At 73.9% G+C, this 24454-nt stretch carries 15 protein-coding genes; 9 read left to right on the forward strand and 6 right to left on the reverse strand.

From position 1 onward, the window contains the following. Positions 1–105 precede the first annotated feature (105 nt). Positions 106–1941 (reverse strand): acyl-CoA dehydrogenase, encoded by a 1836-nt coding sequence (locus AC6EXY_RS00100; protein ID WP_101836411.1) that lies wholly within the window; start codon positions 1939–1941, stop codon positions 106–108. Between the two features lie 229 nt (positions 1942–2170). On the opposite strand from AC6EXY_RS00100, the gene AC6EXY_RS00105 reads away from it, so the two are divergent. Continuing rightward, complete coding sequence (locus tag AC6EXY_RS00105; RefSeq protein WP_499817445.1) at positions 2171–5788, forward strand: patatin-like protein; 3618 nt, start codon at positions 2171–2173, stop codon at positions 5786–5788. Positions 5789–5791: 3 nt separating this feature from the next. On the opposite strand, the gene AC6EXY_RS00110 is transcribed toward AC6EXY_RS00105, so the two are convergent. Together AC6EXY_RS00110 and AC6EXY_RS00115 are read right to left on the reverse strand one after the other, a co-directional pair. Further along, a complete protein-coding gene (locus tag AC6EXY_RS00110; protein WP_499817444.1) occupies positions 5792–6535 on the reverse strand; it encodes a hypothetical protein in 744 nt (247 codons plus the stop codon). Positions 6536–6832: 297 nt separating this feature from the next. Beyond that, a complete protein-coding gene (locus AC6EXY_RS00115) occupies positions 6833–7438 on the reverse strand; it encodes a nitroreductase family protein (RefSeq protein WP_101836409.1) in 606 nt (201 codons plus the stop codon). 111 nt (positions 7439–7549) lie between these two features. Here AC6EXY_RS00115 and AC6EXY_RS00120 point away from each other — a divergent pair, with 111 nt between their 5' ends. From AC6EXY_RS00120 to AC6EXY_RS00135, 4 genes are all read left to right on the forward strand, one after another. After that, positions 7550–8014 (forward strand): MarR family winged helix-turn-helix transcriptional regulator, encoded by a 465-nt coding sequence (locus AC6EXY_RS00120; RefSeq protein ID WP_101836408.1) that lies wholly within the window; start codon positions 7550–7552, stop codon positions 8012–8014. Positions 8015–8155: 141 nt separating this feature from the next. Continuing rightward, positions 8156–9013 (forward strand): ABC transporter ATP-binding protein, encoded by an 858-nt coding sequence (locus tag AC6EXY_RS00125; protein WP_243408177.1) that lies wholly within the window; start codon positions 8156–8158, stop codon positions 9011–9013. Continuing rightward, positions 9013–9726, forward strand: coding sequence for an ABC transporter permease (locus AC6EXY_RS00130; protein WP_101836406.1), 714 nt, complete (start codon positions 9013–9015; stop codon positions 9724–9726). Before AC6EXY_RS00125 ends, AC6EXY_RS00130 begins: the two co-directional genes overlap by 1 nt. Positions 9727–9917: 191 nt before the next feature. After that, a complete protein-coding gene (locus AC6EXY_RS00135; protein ID WP_101836405.1) occupies positions 9918–13121 on the forward strand; it encodes an ATP-binding protein in 3204 nt (1067 codons plus the stop codon). Between the two features lie 88 nt (positions 13122–13209). Here the strand turns inward: AC6EXY_RS00135 and AC6EXY_RS00140 are convergent, their stop codons facing one another. The 3 genes from AC6EXY_RS00140 to pgi form a co-directional block, all read right to left on the reverse strand. Further along, positions 13210–13485 (reverse strand): hypothetical protein, encoded by a 276-nt coding sequence (locus AC6EXY_RS00140; RefSeq protein ID WP_243408176.1) that lies wholly within the window; start codon positions 13483–13485, stop codon positions 13210–13212. Positions 13486–14392: 907 nt separating this feature from the next. Continuing rightward, on the reverse strand, positions 14393–14731 hold the full coding sequence (locus AC6EXY_RS00145) for an STAS domain-containing protein (RefSeq protein ID WP_101836403.1): 339 nt from the start codon (positions 14729–14731) through the stop codon (positions 14393–14395). A gap of 115 nt (positions 14732–14846) precedes the next feature. Beyond that, entirely contained in the window at positions 14847–16529 is a 1683-nt protein-coding gene (gene pgi / locus AC6EXY_RS00150) for a glucose-6-phosphate isomerase (RefSeq protein ID WP_101836402.1), read from the reverse strand. Between the two features lie 428 nt (positions 16530–16957). On the opposite strand from pgi, the gene AC6EXY_RS00155 reads away from it, so the two are divergent. The 4 genes from AC6EXY_RS00155 to AC6EXY_RS00170 all read left to right on the forward strand — a co-directional run bounded on the left by AC6EXY_RS00155 (position 16958) and on the right by AC6EXY_RS00170 (position 24441). Then, the gene (locus AC6EXY_RS00155; RefSeq protein ID WP_499817443.1) at positions 16958–19708 is read left to right on the forward strand and encodes a serine/threonine-protein kinase; all 2751 of its coding nucleotides are present in this window, start codon (positions 16958–16960) and stop codon (positions 19706–19708) included. Between the two features lie 11 nt (positions 19709–19719). Further along, positions 19720–22146: a serine/threonine-protein kinase gene (locus AC6EXY_RS00160; RefSeq protein WP_499817442.1), complete on the forward strand. Its 2427-nt coding sequence runs from the start codon at positions 19720–19722 to the stop codon at positions 22144–22146. 145 nt (positions 22147–22291) lie between these two features. Then, complete coding sequence (locus AC6EXY_RS00165) at positions 22292–23890, forward strand: FAD-binding oxidoreductase (RefSeq protein WP_101835270.1); 1599 nt, start codon at positions 22292–22294, stop codon at positions 23888–23890. Between the two features lie 392 nt (positions 23891–24282). After that, positions 24283–24441, forward strand: a complete 159-nt coding sequence (locus AC6EXY_RS00170; RefSeq protein WP_165818644.1) for a hypothetical protein — start codon at positions 24283–24285, stop codon at positions 24439–24441. The last annotated feature ends 13 nt before the right edge of the window (positions 24442–24454 follow it).

Genomic DNA, 24454 nt, shown 5'->3' on the forward strand with positions numbered 1-24454 from the left:
ACCACACCGCGCGATAAATGCCACGGACCGCGCGAAGTCTCGCGCGGTCCGTGGTAATCGATCACCCAGGGTGGCGTCGGGGCTGGTCGCCGCCCGGCCGGGCCGTCAGAAGGCCTCCTCCGGCAGGTCCATGAGCGCGAGACCGGTGGACTCGACGATGGCGCGCCGCGTCCGCAGCTCGGGCAGCACGTTCGCCGCGAACCACCGACCGGCGGCCACCTTGCCCTGGTAGAAGGCGCGGTCCCGGCCGCCCTCACCGCCTCCCTCGGCGAGGGCCCGCAGCGCCACCTCGGAACCGCGCAGCAGCAGCCAGCCGACGAGGAGGTCGCCGATGCTCAGCAGCAGCCGGGTGGAGTTCAGCCCGACCCGGTAGACCTGCCGGGCGTCCTCGGCCGCGCCGGTGAGGTAACCGACCATCGCCCCGACCATGCCCTGAACGTCGTCGAGCGCCGTGCCCAGCGCCTCACGCTCGAACTGGAGCTCGCCGTTGCCGGCCTCGTCCTTGACGAACGTCTGGATCTCGCCGAGCACGGCCGTCAGCGCCTGGCCACGGTCCCGCACGATCTTGCGGAAGAACAGGTCCTGACCCTGGATCGACGTCGTGCCCTCGTACAGGGTGTCGATCTTGGCGTCGCGGATGTACTGCTCGATCGGGTAGTCCTGCAGGTAGCCGGAGCCGCCGAGGACCTGCAGGGACGACGCGAGCAGCTCGTAGGACCGCTCGGAGCCGACGCCCTTGACGATCGGCAGCAGCAGGTCGTTGACCCGCACGGCGAGGTCGTCGCTCTCACCGCGGGCCTCCGCCAGGGCCACCCGGTCCTGGAAGGTCGCGGTATAGAGGACCAGCGAGCGCATGCCCTCGGCGTACGCCTTCTGCGCCATCAGCATCCGGCGGACGTCCGGGTGGTTGATGATCGTCACGCGGGGCGCCGACTTGTCGGCGGCGCGGGTGAGATCCGCGCCCTGCACGCGGGTGCGGGCGAAGTCGAGCGCCGCCAGGTATCCGGCGGACAGGGTGGCGATGGCCTTGGTGCCGACCATCATCCGCGCGTACTCGATGACCTGGAACATCTGGGCGATGCCCTCGTGCACGTCGCCGACCAGCCAGCCGACCGCCGGCGCCCGCTCGCCGAAGCGCAGCTCGCAGGTCGCCGAGACCTTCAGGCCCATCTTCTTCTCGATGTTCGTGACGTACACGCCGTTGCGCTCGCCGGGCTCGCCGGTCGCCGGGTCCGGCATGAACTTCGGCACCACGAACATCGACAGGCCCTTGGTGCCCGGACCGTGCCCCTCGGGGCGGGCCAGCACGAGATGCATGATGTTCTCCGGCACATCCCAGTCACCGCTGGTGATGAACCGCTTCACACCCTCGACGTGCCAGGTGCCGTCCGGCTGCTGGACCGCCCGCGCGCGCCCGGCGCCGACGTCGGAACCCGCGTCCGGCTCGGTGAGCACCATCGTCGCACCCCAGCGCCGGTCGATCGCGTAGCGGGCGAGGGTGCGCTGCCAGTCGTTGCCGACGCGGTGCAGGATCGACGCGAACGTCGGCCCGGCCATGTACATGAACACGGCCGGGTTCGCGCCGAGCAGCATCTCGGAGCCCGCCCAGGCGACCGTCGGCGAGGCGCCGAGCCCGCCCACCTCGGTCGGGACGAACAGCCGCCACCACTCGCCGTCCAGCACGGCCTGGTAGGACCGTTTGAACGACTCGGGCAGGGTGACCGACCCCGTGGTCGGGTCGAAGGTCGGCGGGTTGCGATCGGCGTCGGTGAAGGAGTCCGCCACCGGCCCCGAGGCCAGATGGTCGAGTTCGACGAGGACCTGGCGCGCGGTGTCCACGTCCATCTCCTCGAACGGCCCGGTGCCGAGGGTGCGTTCGACACCGAACAGCTCGAACAGATTGAACTCGAGGTCGCGCAGGTTGCTCCGGTAGTGGCCCATGGACGGCTCCTTTCGGGAGCGCCGGGGCGGCGCGCGGGGCCGGATCCGGCTGGCTACTCGTGAGTACGTTCTTCCCATGCTACCCACGAGTAACCCGCTGACAAGTGGGCTTCGCCCGCCGAAACATCCCTGATCCCACCGAGAGACCGACGGCCGCCGACCGAACGGCCGAACGGTGCGATGTCCGACGCGACTACTGTTGTCGCCATGCGTGACGGAGCCGCCGGATGTGCCGGAGTCGTCCGTGCATGACGCCGCCACCCAGGAGGTACGGCTCGCCGTCGTGATGACCGGAGGCGCCAGCCTCGCGGTCTGGATGGGCGGGGTGGCCGCCGAGATCAACCTGGCCGTCGCCGCCCGGGAGACCCGCACCGGCTCCCACCGCCCCGCCGTCCCCGTCACCCACGTCTCCGCCTCCGGCCCGGCCGCCTCCAGGTCGGCCGCCCCCGTTCCCGGCTCAGCGGCCTTTGCCGCGGCCGACGCGGCAGTGGCCAGCCGCTACGCCCGGCTGATGGAGATCCTGGACGTCGAGCTCGCCGTCGACGTGCTCGCCGGCGCGTCCGCGGGCGGCATCAACGCGACGATGCTCGGCTTCGCCAACACCCACCGTGCCACGCTGGCGCCGCTGCGCGAACTGTGGCTGTCCCTCGGGGCCCTGGACACGCTCATGCGCACCCCGCGGGAGCGGACGTTCCCATCGCTGCTGCGCGGGGACGAGGCCGTGCTGCCCGCGCTGGACACCGCGCTGCGCGCGATCGCCGCGACCGCCACCCCGCACCGGCCGCCGGTCGCCCGCCCGACCTCGATGTTCGTCACGACGACGATCCTGCGGGGCGAGGTCTGCGAGCACACCGACTCCCTCGGCGGCACGATGTACGACGTCGACTACCGCGGCCTGTTCGTGTTCGGCACCCGGGACCTGACCGAGCCGGGGGCGATCGCCCGCCTGGCGCTCGCGGGCCGGGCCAGCTCCGCGTTCCCCGGGGCGTTCGAGCCCGCCTACGTGCCGGTGGGGCGCACAGTCGACGAGGCCCATCCGGACATGGCCCGTTACGTCAACAGCGCGCGCGGGTTCTTCGCCTCCGACGGCGGCATCCTCGTGAACCGGCCGATCGGCCCGGCGCTCGCGGCCGTGTTCGACCAGCCCGCCGCCCGCCAGGTCCGCCGGGTGCTCACCTACGTGGTGCCCTCGCCGCGTCCCGTCGACCAGGGTCGCGACCCCGCCGCCGGCCGTGCCGCCGGTTCCGCTCCCGGCCCCGCGCTGCCACCACCGCCGGCGGCGAGCGGCACCCTGCTCGGGGCGCTCGACGCGGCGCTGAACCAGTCGATCGGCACCGACCTCGCCGCGCTGCGCGCGCACAACGACACCGTGCGAAGCGCCCGCGCCACCCGGCGGCGGCTGCTGCGCCTGGCGCCGGCCGGCACGGCCCGGCTGGCCGACGCGGGGGTGTGGGATGCCTACCGGCGCGGCATGGCCGAGCGGATCTCGGCGCCGGTGGTCGAGGCGCTGCTGCGGGTGCTCGCCGACCGGGCGGATCTACCGCGCCCGCCGGACGCCGACACGGTGCGGGCGAACGCCACCGCGCGGGTCGCGATGGCGGCGGCCGCCGCGGCCGCGGTGCTCGAGACCCTGCCCGGCGAGCTTCCGGACGCCGCGGGCGCCGACGAGCTCTGGCGGCTTGGCCAACCCGCCCTCGACGGCGTCAAGGGCATCCTGATCTCCATGATCAACGAGGGGTACGTCCTGTGCCCCGCGCCGGCCGACCGAACCCGCCTGGCCAGCCTCGCCGCCGCGGTGCACGAGGCCGCCCCGCCCGCCGGCGACACCCGTCCGGTCAGCGGCCGGCGATCCCCGCTGGACGACGACCGGACAGACGTGGGCGACGCGCGCGGCCCGTCGTGGCTTTACACCTCCGGTCCTCGTCCGGGTGTGTTCACGACCGTGACCGAGACCCTGGCCGCGCTGCCGGGCGAACCGACGGACGCCGTCGCCGCCGAGGCGACCCGCCGCTGGCTGCGCGGCGACCCGGCAGGCGAACGCGGTCGACACCGGCTGCACGAGTCCTGGCAGTCGCTCGCGCTGGTCGTCGAGCGGGCGCGCGCCGAGTTCGCCGCGATGGTCCGGCGGTCGGCACCGTCCACTCCCCGCTTGTCGACGGCCCAGACGTCCACCCCTCGGACGTCGGCCGCCCAGACGTCGACGGCCGGGACGTCCGAGGTGCGGGCGGGGGAACCAGGCGGCGGGCCGGATGCGCGGACGCGGGGCCTCACTGTCGGGCAGCGGCGGGCCCTGGCCGCCCGTGGGCTCGCCGACTTCGTCGACTACCTGCCCACGGGCGGGACGGCGGCCGTGATCGCCCTGCTCGACCTGCATCTGGTCGAGAACGAGATCTCCGGTGCCGTGCTGGACCAGCCGATCGAGCTCGTCCAGCTCAGCGCCGACCTGCCGAACGCCCTCGACTCGACCCGCCAACTGGCGGAGGACAAGGTCACCGGGTTGCGGTTGGGGAACTTCGCCGCGTTCGCCAAGGCGTCGTGGCGCGCCAACGACTGGATGTGGGGCCGGCTCGACGGCGCCGGCTGGCTCGCGCGGATCCTGCTCGACCCCCGCCGGCTGGTCACGCGGCGCGACCTGGCCGTCCCGCCCGACGGCCCGGCGGCGCTGGCCCGGCGGGGCTGGCTGACCGACCTGATCGACGACCTCGCCGACGTCGCCGGCACGCCGCCCACCGCGGAGGTCCGCGACGAACTGGCGTTCCTGCTCGACCCGGCCGCCCCGGTTCCCCCAAGCCTGCCGGTCACGGCCACCTGGGTGGCCGCCGGGCCGCAGCGGGACATCGCCGCCGCCGAACTCGTCGGCCTCGCCCAGACGGTCCGCCAGGACAACGCCGCCGGCGTCGATCCCCGTCCCACCGCCGACTTCCTCGCCGCCGTCGACCAGGCCCGCGCCGCCGGCCAGGCCGCCCGCGCCGCCGATCAGCCAGCCGCCTCCCCGCCCACCGCTCGACCCGCGTCCCAGGCCACCTCGCCCATCACCTCGCCGGCCACCTCGCCAGCCACCTCGCCAGCCGGGGTCCCGGCCGAGGCCGAGGCGGCCGGCGGCGCCGAGGTGATCTCCCTGGCGGCAGCGGCGGCGGCCCGGGTCGCGGCCCGCGAGGCCGGCGCCACGACCCCGGCGGTGGGACGGGGCCGCACGCCGTCCGGCGGCGGAGATCGACCGGTAGCCCCGGGTCTGCTGGCGCCGCGGGCGGTCGACGAGGTGCTGCGCGCCTGCCGGGTGTCGGACGAACGCATCACCGACCCGGCGCAGGGACCCATCCTCGTCAGCGATGTCGCCCAGATCATCGCGGTGGTGACCGCCTGGCTGACGTCCGCGCGGTTTCTGCCGCAGCCGGTGCGACCCGTGGCGTTCGTGGCGCGCACGACCGCCCGTCTGGGCTTCGAGCTGGTCCGCGACGTCGCCCGCGGCCGCCGTCGGGTGATGATCGCGCTGGGAGCGGTGCTGGTGGCGCTGGGCAGCGCGGCCGGGCTGATCTGCTCGGGGCCCCTGGGCGCGTTCGGCATCGCGATCGCGCTGTTCGGACTCCTGGTGCTCGGGGTGCCGAGCTGGCGGCGACTGCCGGGTGGCCTCGCGGTCGTCGCGGCCGGCGTCCTGGTGGTGATCGCCGCCGCTGGTGCCGTCCCGGTGCTGCGCGATCCACTGTTCGACTGGCTGCGCGACGACGCGGTCCCCTACCTGGCCGACCATCCGTGGGCGTGGGCGACGACCGTCACCGCGCTGGTCCTGCCGAGCGCCTGGTCGCTCGCGGAGGCGCTCACCGCCCGCCGCGCGCGGCGGCGCGGCTGACGGTCAGGAGACGTCCGACCAGCTGAGAGAGCCGTTCGGGTCCCGCAGGCAGGACAGTGGCCGGCCGGCCGCGTTCGGCACGATCCGACCGATGTCGCCGGGCTGGCACAGGCCGCCCTCCTGCGGCGCGACCTGGGTCGGCGGGGGCGGCGCCTGCGTGGTCCAGCGCCCGCCCGCACCGCCGGCGCCACCCGCGTCGGGAAGGCAGTAGAGCGGTAGGCCGTTGACGGCCATCGCCGGACCCGTGTTGCGGCTGGGCACGCACGCCTCCCCCACGAACACCGCGGACGGAAGGGGCGTCGGCACCTGCGGCAGGTCCACACCGCCGGTCCCGCCCGATCCGCCGGTCCCGCCCGATCCGGCGGAACCACCCGATCCGCCGGGGGCGCCGGACGGGGTCGCCACGCCAGATCCGGGACCACCGCCGGGGGCGGCCGCCGTGCCGACGGCATCCGGGGCCGCGGAGCCGCCGGCGGCGCCATCGGGCTGCGGGCCCAAGGCCGGCGCGGAGGCGGCCGGCGCGGAGGCCGCGGGTGGTGTGGAGCTGGTCGCGGCCGAGCCGGCCGAGCCGGCCGGGCCGGGCGGGTCGGGCGGGTAGGGGCTGGTGCTGATGCCACTGCCCGCGGCCGCCGTGGCCCCGTCAGCGGGCGCGCCGGACTGCGAGCAGCCGACCAGCACCGAGCAGCCGACCAGCACGGCGACCAGCAGGCCACCGGGGGCCCACCGCCGGCCGCGTTCTGGGCGCACAGGGGTGACTCCGTGACGTCCGGGTGCCTGCGCACCGCACACGGCGTACCTCCCGTCGCAGGTCGGGAGCCGAGTCATACCCCGAATCGGGACCGCTCGACCTGGACCTGCGCTCCAGCTTAGGTAGCCTTCCGCTCGCCTCGGGGCATCTTTCGGGGAACCGGCCCCACGCCACCCGGGCAGTCGGGACCTGGGCGAACCGCCGGTCCTGTCAGGGAAACGACCGAACCGACCGAAGCGATTCGAACCAGCTGGAACCGGCCGAACACGGCCGATTCGGCCGCCGATGGCGCCGTGTCAGACGATGACGGGCGCCGCAGTGGCGACCGGTCGCAGCGAGCCGTCCACCTCAAGTTCCGCGGCGACCTCGCCGAGGGGGACGGCGGCGCGCGGGGGAACGGGAACATTCGGCGCCTGGGTGCCGAGTTCGACCCAGCCGACGAGCTCCTCGCCCGCGGCGACGCCGAACAACGCCCGCACCGGCGCGCTGTCCGGCAGCGGCACCGACTTCCACGCCGAGGCGACGCCCAGCGCGTGCGCGGCCAGGCAGATGTTCTGCGCCGCCGCGGCGGCCGAGGCGTCCTGCTCGGCGACCGACACCCGGGACTCCACCCGAGCCGCGATGACCGCGATGAGCGCGGGGGACCGGGTGGCCTTGCCAGCGGCCTTGCGCACGACCGGCTCGGGCAGGTCGCCGATGGCCTCGGCCGCCGCGGTGATGGCGGTGGCGAGAGTGGTCCGCGCCTCGCCGCGCACGATGACGAAGCGCCATGGTCGCAGCATCTTGTGATCCGGCGCGGTGGTGGCGGCGCCGAGAATGGCCGTGATCTGGTCAGGTGTCGGGCCGGGTTCGACCAGGCGGGTGGCGGTGCGGCGGGTCAGCAGGCAGGTGAGTGCGTCCATGTGCGCTCCATGGGTGTCAGACTCTGACTCGGGTTTTAGCGAGGCTACCTCACAATGAGGCAAGTTCACCTAATATGACATCTCCATCACCATAGCCAAGGAGGCCCCCCGATGCCGCCCCCACGCACCGGCGACGCCGCCGTCGACCTGCTGCTCGCGGCCGCCCATCGGGTCCGCGTCACCGTCGACGAGGCACTGCGGGCGAGCGTGGGGCTCTCCCTGGCCAGGTTCAAGGTGCTGCGGCTGCTCGCGGAGACCGGGCCGTGCCGGCTGCGCGATCTCGCGGACGCGGTCACGGTCGCCCCGCGGACGATGACCGAGACGGTGGACGCTCTGGCGGCGGATGGACTGGTCACCCGTCGGTCGCATCCGACCGACCGGCGCGCCGTCCTGCTGGCCCTCACGGAGGCCGGTCAGGAGGCGCTCGCCGAGGGGCAGCGTCGGCAGGCGGACAGCGTGGCGGTCCTCACCCGGCGGCTGAACGCCCCGCAGCGTGCCAGGCTCGTCGAACTGCTGTCACTGATCGCAGTGGACGAACCACGCGGCGACGCGACCGGTCACGAGACAACCGGGTAACCCGCGAGCGGACAGGCGGCAGCGACAGGCTACCGTAGGAGCTGCCCCGTTCGGACCATCCGCCGGGAGGCTCCCGTCACCGCCGTCGTCCACATCGAGCGCCTGGCCAAGCGATACGGGTCCCACCACGCCGTCCGGAACGTGACCTTCACGGTCAGCCAGGGAACGGTCACCGGATTTCTGGGGCCGAACGGCTCCGGCAAGACGACGACGCTGCGCGCCCTGCTGGGCCTGGTGGCGCCGAACTCCGGCGAGGCGCTGCTGTTCGGCCGACCCTATCGTGAGCTCGATCACCCTGCCCGCCGGGTCGGCGCGGTGCTGGGCAACGCCTCCCATCCCGGGCGCACCGCCCGGGACCATCTGCGCGCCTGCGGGATTCCGCTGGGCGTGAACCGCCGCCGCGTCGAGGACGTGCTGGCAACCGTGGGACTCGAGGCCGCGGCGGAACGGCCGACCGGCGGCTTCTCGCTGGGCATGCGCGGGCGGCTCGCGCTCGCCACCGCCCTGCTCGGCGACCCGGAGCTGCTCGTCCTGGACGAGCCGAACGGCGGCCTCGACCCCGAGGGAATCGGCTGGTTGCGGTCCTTCCTGCGCGACTGGGCCGCGCGGGGGCGCACCGCTCTGCTGTCCAGCCACGTGCTCGCCGAGGTCGCGCAGACCGTCGACAACGTCGTCATCATCAGCGAGGGCCGGGTCGTGCTCGACGCGGACGTGCGGGAGCTGGGCCACCAGCACGGTCGTGGGCACGTCGAGGTACACACCCCCGAGGCCGCGCGCCTCGCCACCCTGCTCGCCGCCGAGGGCCTGGCGGTGACGGCCGCCGGCGGGGACGGACTGACGCTCCCGGCCGGCACCGCCGCGCGGGTCGGCCAGGTCGCCGCTCGCCACGGGATCGCCCTCGTCGAGCTGCACACGCACGGCCCGGACCTGGAAGAGGTCTACTTCTCACTCACCCGCCCGCTCGCCGGCGCGGCGGCCACCGGCGGGTACGGTCCGTGATGGCGACCCACCAGGCCGGGGTCGGCGTTCTGGTCCGCACCGAGCTGTTCAAGGTCGCCAGCAGTCGCTGGCAGGCCACGGGCCTGCTCGCGGTGGTGGTCCTGCACGTGCCGCTGATGCTTTGGTCCGGCCAGCAGGCGCCGGCGTTCTGGGAGGGTCTGCGGTCGAGGTCCGGGCTGTTCGTCGCCTACGCCGTGATGGCGTTCGGTGTCCTCGTCGTCGCACAGGAGTACCGGCACCGCACGGCCGCGCTGAGCTTCCTGGCCGTGCCGGGCCGCGCGCGGGTCACCGCGGCCCAGTTCGTCACGGTCGCGGGCACCGGGCTCGCGATGTGCTCGGCGCTGTTCCTCGCCTGGCTGGCCGTGGGCGTCGCCCGCTATGGCGGCACCGGCATGCATCTCGACCGGCCGGGCCAGGTGGTCGGGGCCTACGCCGTCGTCGCGGTCACGGTGTGCGCGGCGGGGATGATCGGCGTCGGCCTCGGCACGATCCTGCGCGGCTCGACCGGCGCGTTGCTCGCCCTGGGCGGCTGTGCCGCCGTCGAGCCGCTCACCGACCTGACCCGCTTCCACGGGCCCGCCACCGCCCCCCTGGGAGTGCTGGCCTGGCCGACGTCCGAACTCGAGATCTCGTCCCTGGCCGGCGCGCTCTGCTGGGGAGTACTCGCCCTGGTGGGGGCACTGATCGCGGTGCGCCGGGACATCAGCTCATGATCAGGTCATCCCGGCCGGGGGACGGTGACACACACCGGCGCGTCGTCGCCGCCACGGCGGCACACCCCCAGGACCGGGACGCGGCTCCCCAGGACCGGAATGTGGCATCGATGTGGGACGGATCACCTACGACGCGTCGGCTGAGCGCATCCCCCACCGCACGGGCCCGAGATCGGCCTACGATCCGGCACATGATGCCGTGCCCGACATGCGCGGAGGAGAATCCAGAGCGGGCGCGCTTCTGCTCCGGGTGCGGGAACCCCCTGCCCACCGCCGGGAGTGGCACGCGCAAGACCGTAACGATCATGTTCGTGGACATCGCCCGGTCGACGGACATCGGCGAGAAGATCGACTCAGAGCCGCTACAGCAGGTGATGTGGCAGTTCTTCACCACCGTGCGGGAAGTGATCTACACCCACGGCGGCTCGGTCGAGAAGTTCATCGGCGACGCCGTGTTCGCCGTGTTCGGGATTCCCGTCCTGCACGAGGACGACGCGTTGCGCGCCGTGCGCTCCGCGCTGGACATCCGGGCCGCGATGGAGGCGCTCAACGCCGACCTCGAGCAGCGCTGGGGACTGCGGCTGCGGGTGCGGATCGGGATCAACACCGGCGAGGTCACGGTCGCCGGTGGCGGGGTCACCGGCGACGCGGTGAACGTCGCCGCCCGGCTGGAGAGCGCCGCGCCGCCCGACGAGATCCTCATCGGCGACACCACCCACCGGTTCATCCGCCACAGCGTGACGGTCATCCCGGTCGGCCCGCTGGTCGTGCAGGGCAAGCGTGAGCCCCTGCGTGTCCACCGGCTGACCGGCCTGGTCGACCCGAAGGCCGGCCCCGGCGCGCGGGCGCCGCTGCTCGGCTTCACCGCCGCGGTCATCGGGCGCAACCGGGAGCGCCGCCGGCTGCAGGACGCCTTCGAGGCGGTGGTCGAGGAGCGCACCTGCCACCTGTTCACCGTCCTCGGCTCGGCCGGCATCGGAAAGTCCCGGATGGTCGGGGAGTTCTGCGCGTCGCTGGCCCCCCGGGCGACCGTGCTCACCGGCCGATGTCTGTCCTACGGCGAGGGCATCGCCTACTGGCCGCTGATGGAGATGGTCCGTCAGGCGACCGGGCTGTCCGCCGACGAGAGCGCGCCGGACGGCCGCCGCCGGCTGCGCGAGCTGCTCGACGGCGTCGACCAGGCCGCGGAGATCGTCGAGGCGTTGGCGCCACTGATCGGCCTCGGCGGCGCGGAGCTCGGCCCGCAGGAGAGCTTCTGGGCGGTGCGCTCGTTCTTCGAGGCCCTCGCCGCCCGCCGGCCACTGATCCTCTGGTTCGACGACGTGCACTGGGCCGAGACGACGCTGCTCGACCTCATCGAGAACATCGCCGACTGGTCCCGTGACGCCCCGATCATGCTGCTCTGCCTCGCCCGCCAGGAGCTGCTCGAGGAGCGGCGGCACTGGGGCGGCGGAAAGTTCAACGCCACGTCGATGCTGCTCGCGCCGCTGACCGAGGCCCGCTGCCAGCGCCTGATCTACAGCCTGATGGGCTCCGACGAGCTCGACCCGGCCCTGGTGAACCGGATCACCACCTCGGCGGCGGGCAACCCGCTGTTCGTCGAGCAGATGGTCGCCGCCCTCGTCGACGACGGGCTGCTGCGCCGGGAGGGCAGCCGCTGGATCGCCACCGGCAGCCTGCGCAACGTCACCGTCCCGCCGACGATCTCCTCGCTGCTCGCCGCCCGCCTCGACCGGCTCGAACCGGAGGAGCGCCGGGTGCTGGAGCGGGCCGCGGTCGTCGGCGAGCGGTTCTATCTCGACGCCGTCATCGACCTGTCCGACCCGGACGAGCAGTCGATGGTCGCCGCGCACTGCCTGAACCTGGTCCGCAAGGAGCTTGTCCACCCCGACCGCTCCGACCTGCCCGGCGTCGAGGCCTTCCGGTTCCTGCACGTGCTGCTGCGCGACTGCGCCTACGAGTCCACCTCCAAGCGCCGCCGCGCCGACCTGCACCAGCAGTTCGCCCAGTGGCTACAGGCCCGGCTCGTCGGCGGGCCCGGCGAGCACGACGAGCTGGTCGGCTACCACCTGGAGCAGGCGTTCCGCTACCGCACGGAGATCGGCCTGCGCGGCCCGGAGACGGTCGAGCTCGGCCGCTCCGCGGCCACCTGCCTGTTCGAGGCCGCCGACCGGGTCCGCCAGGGCGACGAGCACGGCGCCGCCCAGCTGCTCAAGCGGGCGATCCGGCTGCTGCCGGAGACCGATCCGCTGCGGCTGCGCGCCGAGATCGACCTCGGATGGACGCTGTGCTTCTCGTTCCACCAGTGGACCGACGCCGAGCGCATCCTGCGCCAGGTCACCGAGCGGGCCCGGCGCGCCGGCGAGGAGGGGCTGCGCGCCCACGCCCGCCTCGCCCACCTGCGGGTGTTGTTCTCCACCGACCCGGAGGGGCTGGTCGCCACCACCCTCACCGAGGCGTCGTCGGCGCTGGCCATGTTCGTCCGCTCCGGCGACGACGTTGGCGCCGCGCTCGCCTGCCGCAGCCAGGCCAGCGCCTACACCGCCGCCGGGCAGCACACCGCCGCCGAGCGGTCGATGGAGAACGCCGTGCGGCACGCCGAGGAGTCGGGTGTGCCGCGGGCGGCCCAGTCGCTGCGGCGCGAACTGGCCCTGCTGATGAGTCAGGGGCCACGCTCCGTCACCGAGAGCCTGAGCCGGGCGAGCGAGGCCCTGGACGCCGCCGGCGACGACCGCGCTCTGCGCCGCGCGCTGCTCGGCCAACTGGCCGTGCTCACCGCGATGTGCGGCGACCTGGAGGGCGCCCGCATCCACCTCAAGGCCGCGGAGGAGATCGTCCACGACCTGCGGGGACCGCGGGTCGATCCCTACCACGGCGGCTTCGTCGTCGCCCGGGTCGCGCTGCTCGCCGACGAGCCGACCGTCGCCGCTCGCGAGCTGCGCCGCAGCTGCCGAGCCCTGTCCCAGATGGGTGAGCGCCAGCTGCTGGCGAACCGGGCCGCCGCCCTCGCCGACGTGCTGGTCCGCCTCGGCAAGCTGGAGGACGCCGGCAAGTATGTCACCCGCTGCCGGGACGGCGCCGCCGCCGACCAGCTGCCCACCCAGGCCGGCTGGTGCGGGGTGCACGCCCGGCTGCTGTCGCTGCGCGGCCGCGACGCCGAGGCGCTGCGCTTCGCCGACACCGCCGTCGACCTCACCGGGCGCACCGACGACGTCGACGGCCAGGGCCAGGCGCTGCTGGCCCGGGCCGAGGTGCTGTACCGGTCGGGTCGCAAGGACGACGCCGCTGAGAGCCTGGAGGCCGGGGTAAATCGCTATCTGCACCGCGGGAACGTCGCCGCGGCCAACCTCGGCCGCCGCCTGTTCGACGCGCTCGACCGCCGCCCGCCGCAGTAGCACCGCGCATTCAGCACGGCCAACGGCTCGCAGCACGGGCGGCCCGCGCTCAGCACGGCCAACGGCTCTCAGCACGGGCGGCCCGCGTTCAGCGCAGCAGTCCGCGCAGCCTGGCCTGCTCCTGAAGCCAGTGCATCTCCTGGGCCCACAGGCGCAGCCGCTCGACCGCGCCGAGCTGCAGGGCGAGGGCCTCGGCGACCGGCGGATGGCGCAGCGCCTCGACGCCGCCCGAGGTCCACTGCCAGTCGGGCTCGTCCTCCCAGGCCCGCTGGTAGGCGGCCCGCCGCAGCACGATCTCCGCGAGCGCGTAGTCCACCTGCTCGGCGAGCAGGTGGATGCGCGCCATCAGATCCTCGTTGCTCACCGACGGACGCCCTCCGTAGGCGGGCAACGGTACCGGCCACGCACTCATCTCGTCCGAAGCGTACGAGTGATGGGCGCACCCGAACAGCCGCATGCGCGGACAGAACGGTGACGTCTCCCTCACGGCGCGACCGAGGGTGACGGCCCCGGCCTGGGTGAGATGGCCGATCGGAGGTGAACCGGCGGGCGTAGGGGGAAGGGCTACCGTGCGGCACCGACGTTGCCGCACGGTGATCCGCACGCCGGCCTGGGGGTTCCTCGGTGAGTCTCACTCCACCCGTTCTGCTGCTCTCGCTCGCTTTCCCGCTTCTGATCATGGCCGGGATGCTCCTGATGGGAGGGGTCGAGAGACGCCTGACCGACTCCCGCGCCCGGCTGGCGCTCGTCCCACGTGAAACCGCGGCGGCAGAGGCGATGCCGGTGGCCGCGACGCCGGTGGAGCACCCCCAGCCGGGCCCCCGACCGACACTTTCGGGCCCCTTCTTCGCTGACGTAGCCACCACGCCCCTGCGGTTCCCCGCACGGAGTGTGGCGAACAGTGTCGGTCGTGAGGCCGAGCGCGGTCTCGGCGCACGTCGCGGACCGGCGCCGGTCACGGCGACCGCGACCGCGACCGCGGAGCTTTCCGCCGTGCGGGCTCGAAGCATCCGGACGACGCTCAGCAGTCCGACCTCGCCCGCCACCATGTCACCCAACGTGACATCGGCTGCCGTCCTCCCGTTCACGACGGGTGGGACCACGCGAAGCAAGGCCAGCACACCCCCGTTCGCCAACTGACCGGCCCCGCCGGTTTGGCCGCTCGGCAGCTTGGCCGCTCAGGAGAGCGGCTGGCTGCCGGGCCCGGGGGTCGGCAGGACCGCCGAACTCCACCCCGGACCGGCCGCGGAGATCACAACTCCACACGCAGGCTAGCGGCGGGCGGCCTTGTCGACGTGCAGGCGGCCCTGCAGGCCGGTCTCGCGCAGCAGCGCGGTGAAGGCCGGGGTCGGCGAGCGGATCCGCAGCTCCGAGTGCACCCGGCGCAGGAGCAGATCGGCGCGAAGCAGCGCGGCGAGCGCCGGAATATCGATGGAACGCAGGCCCGCGACGTCCACCGTCACCGTCCCGCCGCCGCGGCCGAGCAGCTCGCCGATCTGCTCGCGGAACCGCAGCCGCCCGGCGGTGTCCAGTTCGCCGGCGAGTTCGATGGCGACGTCCTCACCCGCGCGGGACACGGACATGGTCAGGGCTCCGGCGTCGACCCGCATCGTGCCCGCCCCCCGAGGTCATCGTCACCGTCCGCACCGGGCGGGGCCGACCCGCCAATCGCTTACGGAGAGTAACATGACGAGGTCGGCCCGACGCTGGTGGTAACGGTGGCGCTCAGCCGCGACGCAGGCGTCTGATGAGGGTGTCGGTGGAGCTGTCGTGCGCCGCCGCCGGCGGCTCGGTCTCGGCGGTCAGTTCGGGCACGATCCGCCCGGCGAGCACCTTGCCGAGCTCCACCCCCCACTGGTCGAAGCTGTTGATGCCCCAGATCGTGCCCTGGGTGAACACCTTGTGCTCGTACAGCGCGATGAGCTGGCCCAGGGTGAACGGCGTCAGCTTCGGGGCGAGCAGGGTGTTGGTGGGCCGGTCCCCGGGAAACGTCCGGTGCGGGACGAGCCGCTCCTCGGCACCCTCGGCGGCGACCTGCTCGGCGGTCTTGCCGAACGCGAGCGCCTCGGTCTGGGCGAGGAAGTTGGCCATCAGCAGCGCGTGCTGGTCCGGCCCGTCCGCCGGGCCGACGTTCGGATGGTTCGGCTGGACGAAGCCGATGAAGTCGGCCGGAACGACCGCCGTGCCCTGGTGGAGAAGCTGGTAGTAGGCGTGCTGCCCGTTGGTTCCCGGGGTGCCCCAGACAATCGGGCCGGTCTGCGTGCGCACCGGCCGGCCGGCGAGGTCGACCCGCTTGCCGTTGCTCTCCATGTCAAGCTGCTGGAGATAGGCGGGAAAACGCCCCAGATAGTGACTGTAGGGCAGCACGGCGTGCGTGTCGTACCCGAAGAAGTCGCGGTACCACACGCCGATGAGCCCGAGCAGCACCGGCAGGTTTCGCTCGAACGGCGTGCCGCGGAAGTGAGTGTCCATCGCCGCGAATCCGGCGAGGAACTCCCGGAAGTGCTCCGGCCCGATGGAGATCATGACGGCCAGGCCGATCGCGGAGTCCACCGAGTAGCGGCCGCCGACCCAGTCCCAGAAGCCGAACATGTTCTGGGTGTCGATGCCGAACTCGGCGACCTTCTCCGCATTCGTTGAGACCGCAACGAAATGCCGGGAGACGGCGTTCTCGCCGAGTTTGGACGTCAGCCACCCGCGCGCGGCTCGCGCGTTCGCGATGGTCTCCAGGGTCGTGAAGGTCTTGGAGGCGACGACGAACAGTGTCGTGGCCGGGTCGAGATCGGCCGTGGCCTCCCAGATGTCGGTGGGGTCGACGTTGCTGACGAAACGGCCCTCGATGGACCGGTCGGCGTAGTCGCGCAGCGCGTCGTACACCATCGCCGGGCCGAGGTCGGACCCACCGATCCCGATGTTCACGACGGTGGTGATCCGCTCTCCCGTAGCGCCCCGCCACTGTCCGGAGCGCACCTGCTCGGCGAAGCGCGACATCGCGTCGAGCACCTCGTGCACGTCGGGGACGACGTCGTGCCCATCGACCTCGATGCGGACGCCCGCCGGCGCCCGCAGCGCGGTGTGCAGCACCGGCCGGTTCTCGGTGACGTTGATCCGCTGCCCGTCGAACATGGCCTCGACGCGCTCGGCGAGCCCCGCCCGCCGCGCCAGCGCGACGAGCAGCTCGAGCGTCTGGGCCGTGAGCAGGTTCTTGGAGTAGTCGAGGTAAAGGCCGTCCGTTTCGGCGGTGAACGTCTCACCGCGGGTGGGATCGGCGTCGAACAGCCCGCGCAGCGATGCCGCGGAGATCTCGCTCTGATGGGCCGTCAACGCGGCCCATTCCGGGGTCGTCGTGATGTCCGTCGCCGGGATGTCCGGCGCGGCCGCCGGGGCAGTGGGCTCGCTTGTCGACATGACGTGGGACACCCTTCCTCGCTGGTTCAACACGTGCCGCCACAACCACCATCGGCATGAGTGAGGTCATCGTCGTCCGTGGCGCACCTTCGTCGGGCGAGACACTGCATGCCGGGCGTGGTACATCATCCGGGCCGTCCGTGGCGCATCATCGGGCCGTGGCGGCGTCGACGCTCGTCGACCACCGCCAGCATGCCCATGTCGCCGATCCGACGTCGCGGCGCATCCCCGGACGGGCGGAGGAATGGGAAGGTCGGGGTCGTAGGATCGCCAGGAACCCGACGAACCGCGTCATTGCAGGCCAGCATGTGGGCGGCCAGTGGATCTGTGTAGCCGGAGCACGAGCTCGCGGGGCCGCGACGGCGCGGTCGGGACAGGAACGGCGGTGCGGTGGAGTACCCGACGGCGTTAGCGGACGGATCTGAACCTTGCTGATTGACAGATCACTGGTGGAGGCGGCGCTTCCGGGTTACTCCGTCGAGGGCGACCTGGGCCGGGGCGGGTACGGGCTGGTGCTGGCCGGGCAGCACCGGCTCATCGGCCGCAAGGTCGCGATCAAGATCCTGCTCGACACCTCCGACGACCCCGACCTGCGTGCCCGCTTCCTGTCCGAGGCACGGGTCCTCGCCGAGCTTGACCATCCGCACATCGTCCGCATCCACGACTACGTGGAGCATGAGGGCACTTGCCTGCTGGTCATGGAGCTGCTCTCCGGCGGCACCCTCAAGCAGCGGATCAGCGCGGGCTCGCTGTCGCCGGAGACCACCTGCTCGGTCGGGATCGCCGCCGCGGCCGCGCTGTCCACCGCGCACGCCCAGGGCGTCCTGCACCGCGACATCAAGCCGGACAACATCATGTTCGCCGGCGACGGCCTGCTCAAGGTCACCGACTTCGGCATCGCCAAGATCTTCGACGGTGCGGAGACGACCGCGAGCGCGATCCTCGGCACCCCGCGGTACATGGCGCCCGAGCAGATCATGGGCGTGCGGCTGTTCCCCTCGACGGATCTCTACGCCCTCGCCGGCGTGCTCTACGAGATGATCGCCGGGCGGCCGCTGTTCGGCCGGCAGATGGCGGTCCAGCCACTCACCCACCATCACCTGACGATCATGCCCGAGCCGTTGACCATGGTGCCGCCGCCGGTCTCCATGGTGATCATGCGGGCGCTGGCGAAGGACCCGGCCGCCCGCTTCGCCGACGCGAACGACTTCGCGCTCGAGCTCGCCCGCGCCAGCACCCGCGCGTTCGGCCCCAACTGGCTGTCGCGCTCCGAGGTCAAGGTGCGGGTCGACGACGAGATCCGCGAGGCCGCGCTCGGCGCGTCGACCACCCCGCGGCCGGCCACCAGCGCGCCCGGCTACCCGGGCCCCGGCCCGCGGCCCGGCTATCCCGCGGGCCCTGGCGGCTTCTCCGCCCCCGGTGGCGCTGGCCCGGGTGGGATGGGTCCCGGACGGCCTGGCGGCCCCCTCGGTCGCGGTGGCCCCCTCGGTCCCGGTGGCCCCGGCGGTGTGAGCGGCCCGGGAGGCATCAGCGGCCCAGGAGGCATCAGCGGCCCGGGCGGCGTGAACGCCCCCGGGGGCCCGGGGGGCGGGTACCAGCCGGGCGGATACCAACAGCCGCGGCCCGGTGGGCCGGGCGGTGGCGGGCAGTCCGGTCCCGGTGGCGCGGGGATGGCGGGTGGGCCGAACGCGCGCGCCGGACAGGGCCCGCAGCCTGGCGGCTGGGGCGGCTATCCGCCCGGGAACACGCCGCCTCCACGCACGCCACCGCCCCGCCCCCTCGGCGGCGCCGGCTACGTCGGCACGCCCGGTGGGCCCGCACGACCGTCCGGGCCCGGGGGACCGGTCGGACCCGGCGGACCAGCTGGACCCGGCGGACCGGCTGGACCAGGTGGACCGGCTGGACCAGGTGGACCGGCTGGACCAGGTGGACCAGGTGGTCCCGGCGGACCGGTCGGACCCGCGCGGCCGGGCACGGCGCCCTTCCCCCCGCGTCCCGGCCAGCCTGGCGGCGGCCCAGGCGCGGCCGGCGCCCACCGGCCGGCATCCGGCAACCGCAGCCGGCTGCCCTGGATCATCGCCGCGACGGCGTTCGTCCTCGTCGTCGCGCTGACCGTGGGCATCGTGCTGGCGGTGGCGAACTCCGGTGGCGGCAACGAGCCGGACGGGCCCAGGACCGCCGCCGCCTACCGGGGCCCGGCGTTGACGGTGCAGGGCCTCAGCCCGTACAGCCTGTCCATCCAGCCCGACGGCTCGCTGCTCGTGTCGAGCCTCGCGACCGACCGCGTCCAGCGGATCACCCCGGGCGGCGTCGCGAACGACTTCGCCGGCACCGGTGCCGGCGGCATCGGCGGCGATGGCGGCCAGGCGACCTCCGCCCAGCTGGACGGGCCTGGCTCGACCGTGCGGGACAAGGCCGGCAACATCTACGTCGGCGACGCGAAGAACAACCGGATCCGCAAGATCACCCCGACCGGGGTGATCACGACAATCGCCGGCACCGGCACGGCGGGATTCGGCGGCGACGGCGGCCCGGCCACCGCGGCCCAGATCAACAGCGCGGAGAAGGTCACCGTCGGCCCGGACGGCAGCGTCTACCTCTCCGACTACGAGAACCACCGGATCCGCAAGATCGACCCGAGCGGGATCATCAGCACCTACGTCGGCACCGGCGTAGCCGGCTACACCGGGGCGGGCGGCCCGGCGACCCAGGCGAAGATCGACGGCCCGAACGACCTGACGATGACGTCCGACGGAACGCTCTACTTCGCCGACCTCGGCAGCGACACCATCCAGAAGGTCACCCCGGACGGCACGATCAGCACCATCGCCGGCACCGGCGAGAGCGGCTACTCCGGCGACGGCGGGCCGGCCACCTCGGCCAAGCTGAACGTCCCGTCCGTCTCGCTCGGCCCCGACGGCAAGACCTTCTACCTCGCCGACTACCGCAACAACCGGATCCGCAGGATCGACCCGAACGGCATCATCAGCACCATCGCCGGCACCGGCACCGAGGGCTTCTCCGGCGACGGCGGCCCGGCCACCGCGGCCCAGTTCAAGAACCCGAGCTCGGTCGTGGTCGACGGCGCCGGCGCGATCTACATCTCCGACAACGGCAACGACCGCGTCCGCCGGATCGACCCCGCCGGCACGATCAGCACGATCGCCCAGCCGGGCTGAGCCGGGCCCAGATGACGTCACGGATCGACCTCGACCGGGTCGCCGCCTCCCTGCCCGGCTATGAGCTGGGCGGGGAGCTCGGCCGAGGCGGGTTCGGCGTCGTGGTCGCCGGCCGCCACCGGCTCATCGACCGCCCGGTCGCGATCAAGATCCTGCCGGATGCCGGCGACGAGGACGGCGGCGGCCACGGCGACCCGGGCGGCGGCGGGGACGGCAGCGGCGGTGGCAGTGGCGGGGACGGCCGGGGCAGCGACGGCCTGCGTGCCCGGTTCCTCGGGGAGGCGCGTGTCCTCGCCGGGATCGATCATCCCCACGTCGTGCGGATCTACGACTACGTGGAGCGCGACGGCCTGTGCCTGCTGGTGATGGAGCAGCTCACCGGCGGGAGCCTGCGCCTGCACGGCCGTTCCCTGACCGGGCCGGCGCAGGTGGGCGCGATCGGGGTCGCCGCCGCCTTGGCGCTCGCCGCGGCGCACGAGCGCGGTGTGCTGCACCGCGACGTCAAACCGGACAACCTGCTGTTCACCGGCGACGGCATCCCCAAGGTCACCGACTTCGGCATCGCGAAGATCGTGGCGGCGACGGCCGCGACGACCACCGGGCTCGTCGGCACCCCGCGGTACATGGCGCCGGAGCAGATCATCGGCGGCCGCCTCGGCCCCGGCACCGACCTGTACGCGCTCGCCGTCGTCCTGTACGAGCTGTACGCCCGCCGCTCGCCGTTTCCGCCCGACCTCCCGGTCGCCGGCCTGCTGCACCACCATCTGGCGGTGCCACCGCTGCCACTCACCGAGGCGCCGGGCCCGGTCGCCGACGTGATCGCCACCGCGCTGGCGAAGGAGGCGGCGTGGCGGCCCCCGTCGGCGCACGAGTTCGCCGTCCAGCTCGCCGCGGCGACCACCGCCGTTCTCGGGCCGGGCTGGCTCGCGGCCAGCCGTATCCCCGTCCTCGCCCCCGACGACGTCCTCTCCGCGGCCGGTCACCAGCCGGGCACCACCCCGCGCCCCCCGCGCCCCGCTCACGCCCAGCCGAACGGCGCCACGCCCGCCCCGCCCTTCGGGGCCGCTCACGCCGGGCCGCACGGCACCTCGACGCCCGCGCTCCCCGGCGAACCACCCAGCTCGCCCTACAACCCCCTCGCCGCCTCGCCGCCCGCGGGGCCCGCGGCGAACGGCCGGCATCGCGCGGCCCCGGCCGGCAAGCCGATGCCGCCCACCCTCGTCACCGGGGGCGGACCTCGGCGGCACGGGGACCGGCGGCGATCACTGATCCTCGTCGGGGTGGCGGCGGTCGCCGTGCTGGCGGTGACGGTCGGCCTGCTCGTCGGCCTCGGTGTGCTGTCTGGCGGCGGGAAGGACGATCGACGCGCCGCCTACCCCGGCCCACCCGTCACCCTCACCGGGCTGGCGAACGCCGGCGCACTCGCCCTCGCGGCGGACGGCTCGCTCTACCTGACCGATCCGGGGACCGGGACCGGACAGGGTCAGGTCGTCCGGCTGACGGCCGACGGCCGCGCGGCCCGCATCGGCGGCAGCGGTCCGCGGCCGACTCCGACCGGCGACGTCCCGTCGCCGTCCCCGACCCCCGTGCTGGGCGACGGCGGCCAGCCGCTCGCGGCTGAGCTGCAGAAGCCGGCCGGGGTCGCCATCGGGCCGGACGGCGCGATCTACGTCGCCGAGACCGACGCGGGACGGGTCCGCCGGATCGGCCCCGACGGGATCATCACGACGGTGGCGGGCGCGGGCCCCCGTTCCTCCGACGGCTCCACCGCGGACAGCGGCGATGCCACCCGGGCCCACCTCGACGACCCGGTGGCCGTCGCCGTGGACGCGCACGGCGTCCTCTACATCGCCGAGGGGTATCGGATCCGGCGGGTCGAGGCGGGACAGATCAGCACGGTCGCCGGCCGGGCGAGCGAGTACGGCTCGGCCGGCGACGGCGGCCCGGCGGTCAACGCCACCCTGTACCGGCCCAGCGGCCTGCTGCCGGCGAAGGACGGCGGCCTGTACGTCGCCGACGAGGGCAACGACACCGTCCGCCGGATCGACCGCTCCGGACGCATCAGCCTGGTCGCGGGCACCCCTGGCACCTACGGCAGCCGCGGCGACGGCCGGGCGGCCGTCGACGCCCAGCTCGACGATCCACAGGGCCTGGCGCTCGACCCGGACGGCACGCTGTACATCGCCGACAGCGGCAACGACGTCGTCCGCCGGATCGACCGGAACGGCGTGATCACCACGGCGGCGGGGACGGGCTCGGGCTCCGGTTCCGACCGGGACGGCGCCCTCGCCACCCAGTCGGCGCTGAGCGAACCCGCGGGCGTGGTGCTCGACCCGTCGGGGGCGCTCTACATCGCCTGCGCCGGGGACGGCACCGTGCGCCGCGTCGGGACGGACGGGTTCCTGACGACCGTCCTGCGCCCGCCGCCCGGCTCCTGACGGCCAGGACGCCCGGCTGGAACCCGTACGGCGGGACCGGTCCTGGACCGTGCCGCCGACGCCAGGATTGGCATACCTTCGCCGGGGGATCCCGCGCCGCGCCCCGCGCCGGCGGCGGGTGGCGGACGGCTCGGTGGGAGGTCGTGTGCGCGGACCCGATCGGCGGTCGGTGCTGCGGGCCGCGGGCGCCGGCGGGCTGGCCCTGGCCGGACTGGGGCTCGGCGGCGAGACGCTGACCGGCTGTGACCACAAACCGCGCCCGGCGGCCGCGCCGACGAGCGCCTCCGGGCCGGACTGGGCGGCCCTCGACGCGCGGCTGACCGGCCCGCTGATCCGCCCTGGAGACCAGGACTACCCTGCGGCGAGCATGCTGTTCGACCCGGCCTTCGACACGATCCGGCCACAGGCCGTCGCCCGGGCCACCTCCGCCGCCGACGTCGCGGCCTGCGTCGACTTCGCCCGCCGGACGGGCCTGCCGCTGGCAGCCCGGGCCGGCGGCCACAGCTACGGCGGCTATTCGACGACGACCGGCCTCGTCGTCGACGTGACGTCGATGGCCACGATCACCCCGACGTCCGGCCAGCAGGCGCGGATCGGGGCGGGCGCGCTCCTCGTCGACGTCTACGACCAGCTCGCCCGGGCCGGGCGTGCGCTGCCCGGGGGGTCGTGCCCGACGGTGGGCATCGCCGGGCTCACTCTCGGCGGCGGCATCGGCGTGCTGGGCCGCCGCCACGGGCTGACCTGCGACCGGCTGGTCGCCGCCGACGTCGTCCTCGCCTCCGGTGAGATCGTGCACACCGACGCCGACCACGAGCCGGATCTGTTCTGGGCGCTGCGCGGCGCCGGCGGGGGCAACGTGGGCATCGTCACCTCGTTCACCTTCGCCACCCACCAGGCGACGCCGCTGGCGCTGTTCACCTACCACTGGCCGTGGTCGGCCGCCGCCGACGTGGTCGGCGCCTGGCAGCGATGGGTCGCCGGGCCCGGCGGGGCGGCGGACGCCACCTGGTCGACGTGCGTCGTCTCGTCCGCCCCCGCGAGCGGCGTCGGCGCGACGCCGGTGCTGCGGGTCAGCGGGGTGTTCTCGGGTGGCACCGACGACGCCGCGCTCGCCGGCCTGCGCGGGCAGCTCGCCGCCCTGGTGGACGCGTGCGGCCACCGGCCGTCCAGCACGTACCTCGTCACGCGGGACCATCTGGCGACGATGCTCATCGAGGCCGGCTGCGCGGGACGCGGCGTCAAGTCGTGCCACCTGACCGGCCGCTCGCCGGGGGGCACCGTCGCCCGGGTCGCGCAGCGGGCCGCCTCGGCGTTCCTGCTCTCGCCGATGCCCACCCGGGGGATCGAGGTCATGCTGGACGCGATCGAGCAGCGCCAGCGCACGGCCAGGGCCGGCTCCGGGGTGGTGATCCTGGACTCCTGGGGGGGCGCGATCAACCGCATCGCGCCGGGGGACACCGCGTTCGTGCACCGCGGGGCGATCGCCAGCGCGCAGTACGTCGCCGGCTACGCGGCGAGCGATCCGCCGGCGGTGAAGGAGGAGAACCGCCGCTGGCTGCGGTCCACCGTCGCGGCGACGGCTCCGTTCGTCTCGTCGACCGCCTACCAGAACTACATCGACCCGGAGCTCGCCGACTGGGAGGCGGCGTACTACGGAGCGAACCTGGACCGGCTGCGGCGGGTGAAGCGCGCCTACGACCCGGACAACCTCTTCCGCTTCGCCCAGAGCGTCGCCCCGGCCTGACGCGTCATCGCCGCGTGGCCGGCCTCGCCGGCCGGTGGGTATCCAACCCCGGGCCAGGAGTCGACGTCACCGGCCCGGGGTGGCTCGGTCCATTACACGCGGTCGATGGCCACCTCGCCCAGTGGCTAACCATGGTCAGCTTCCTGTCCATTCGCTGTCCCAGCATGGGTTTCGCCGTGTCCGTGGGCGTGTCCGCCGGGGTGTCGGGATGCCTCGCGCCGGCCGGCTCACCCGCCGCGGGTGGCCCTGCCGGACGCGGACGGCGCCGCGGCCCGCGTGCCGGCGGTTCACCTTGCAGCGGCTACTTAAGGTGAGTAAACAAATGCTGTCGGTGACACGCCGGCGTCGGTGTCCGTCCGGCCGTCCTGGCTGGCTTTGCTGTGAGGTCGTCCATGAAGAGTCTCATCTGGCCGTGGGGTATTGGGCTGTTCCTACTGTTCTACGTCGTGACGGCCCCGAGCAGCGCCGCGGACGTCATCCACAACACCGTGGGCGTCCTCGGCGGTGTGGCCAACGGTCTGTCGGACTTCGTGTCCCAGGCAACGGCCTGACCTCGGTTACCAA

It is taken from the genome of Frankia sp. RB5, assembly GCF_059816245.1.

What these genes read in the sequence shown, in the direction of transcription:
- AC6EXY_RS00120 (WP_101836408.1), top strand. Translation starts at nt 7,550, where the DNA reads ATGCCGCCCCCACGCACCGGCGACGCCGCCGTCGACCTGCTGCTCGCG.
- AC6EXY_RS00145 (WP_101836403.1), bottom strand. Translation starts at nt 14,731, where the DNA reads ATGCGGGTCGACGCCGGAGCCCTGACCATGTCCGTGTCCCGCGCGGGT.
- pgi (WP_101836402.1), bottom strand. Translation starts at nt 16,529, where the DNA reads ATGTCGACAAGCGAGCCCACTGCCCCGGCGGCCGCGCCGGACATCCCG.
- AC6EXY_RS00130 (WP_101836406.1), top strand. Translation starts at nt 9,013, where the DNA reads ATGGCGACCCACCAGGCCGGGGTCGGCGTTCTGGTCCGCACCGAGCTG.
- AC6EXY_RS00170 (WP_165818644.1), top strand. Translation starts at nt 24,283, where the DNA reads ATGAAGAGTCTCATCTGGCCGTGGGGTATTGGGCTGTTCCTACTGTTC.
- AC6EXY_RS00115 (WP_101836409.1), bottom strand. Translation starts at nt 7,438, where the DNA reads ATGGACGCACTCACCTGCCTGCTGACCCGCCGCACCGCCACCCGCCTG.
- AC6EXY_RS00100 (WP_101836411.1), bottom strand. Translation starts at nt 1,941, where the DNA reads ATGGGCCACTACCGGAGCAACCTGCGCGACCTCGAGTTCAATCTGTTC.
- AC6EXY_RS00160 (WP_499817442.1), top strand. Translation starts at nt 19,720, where the DNA reads ATGACGTCACGGATCGACCTCGACCGGGTCGCCGCCTCCCTGCCCGGC.
- AC6EXY_RS00135 (WP_101836405.1), top strand. Translation starts at nt 9,918, where the DNA reads ATGATGCCGTGCCCGACATGCGCGGAGGAGAATCCAGAGCGGGCGCGC.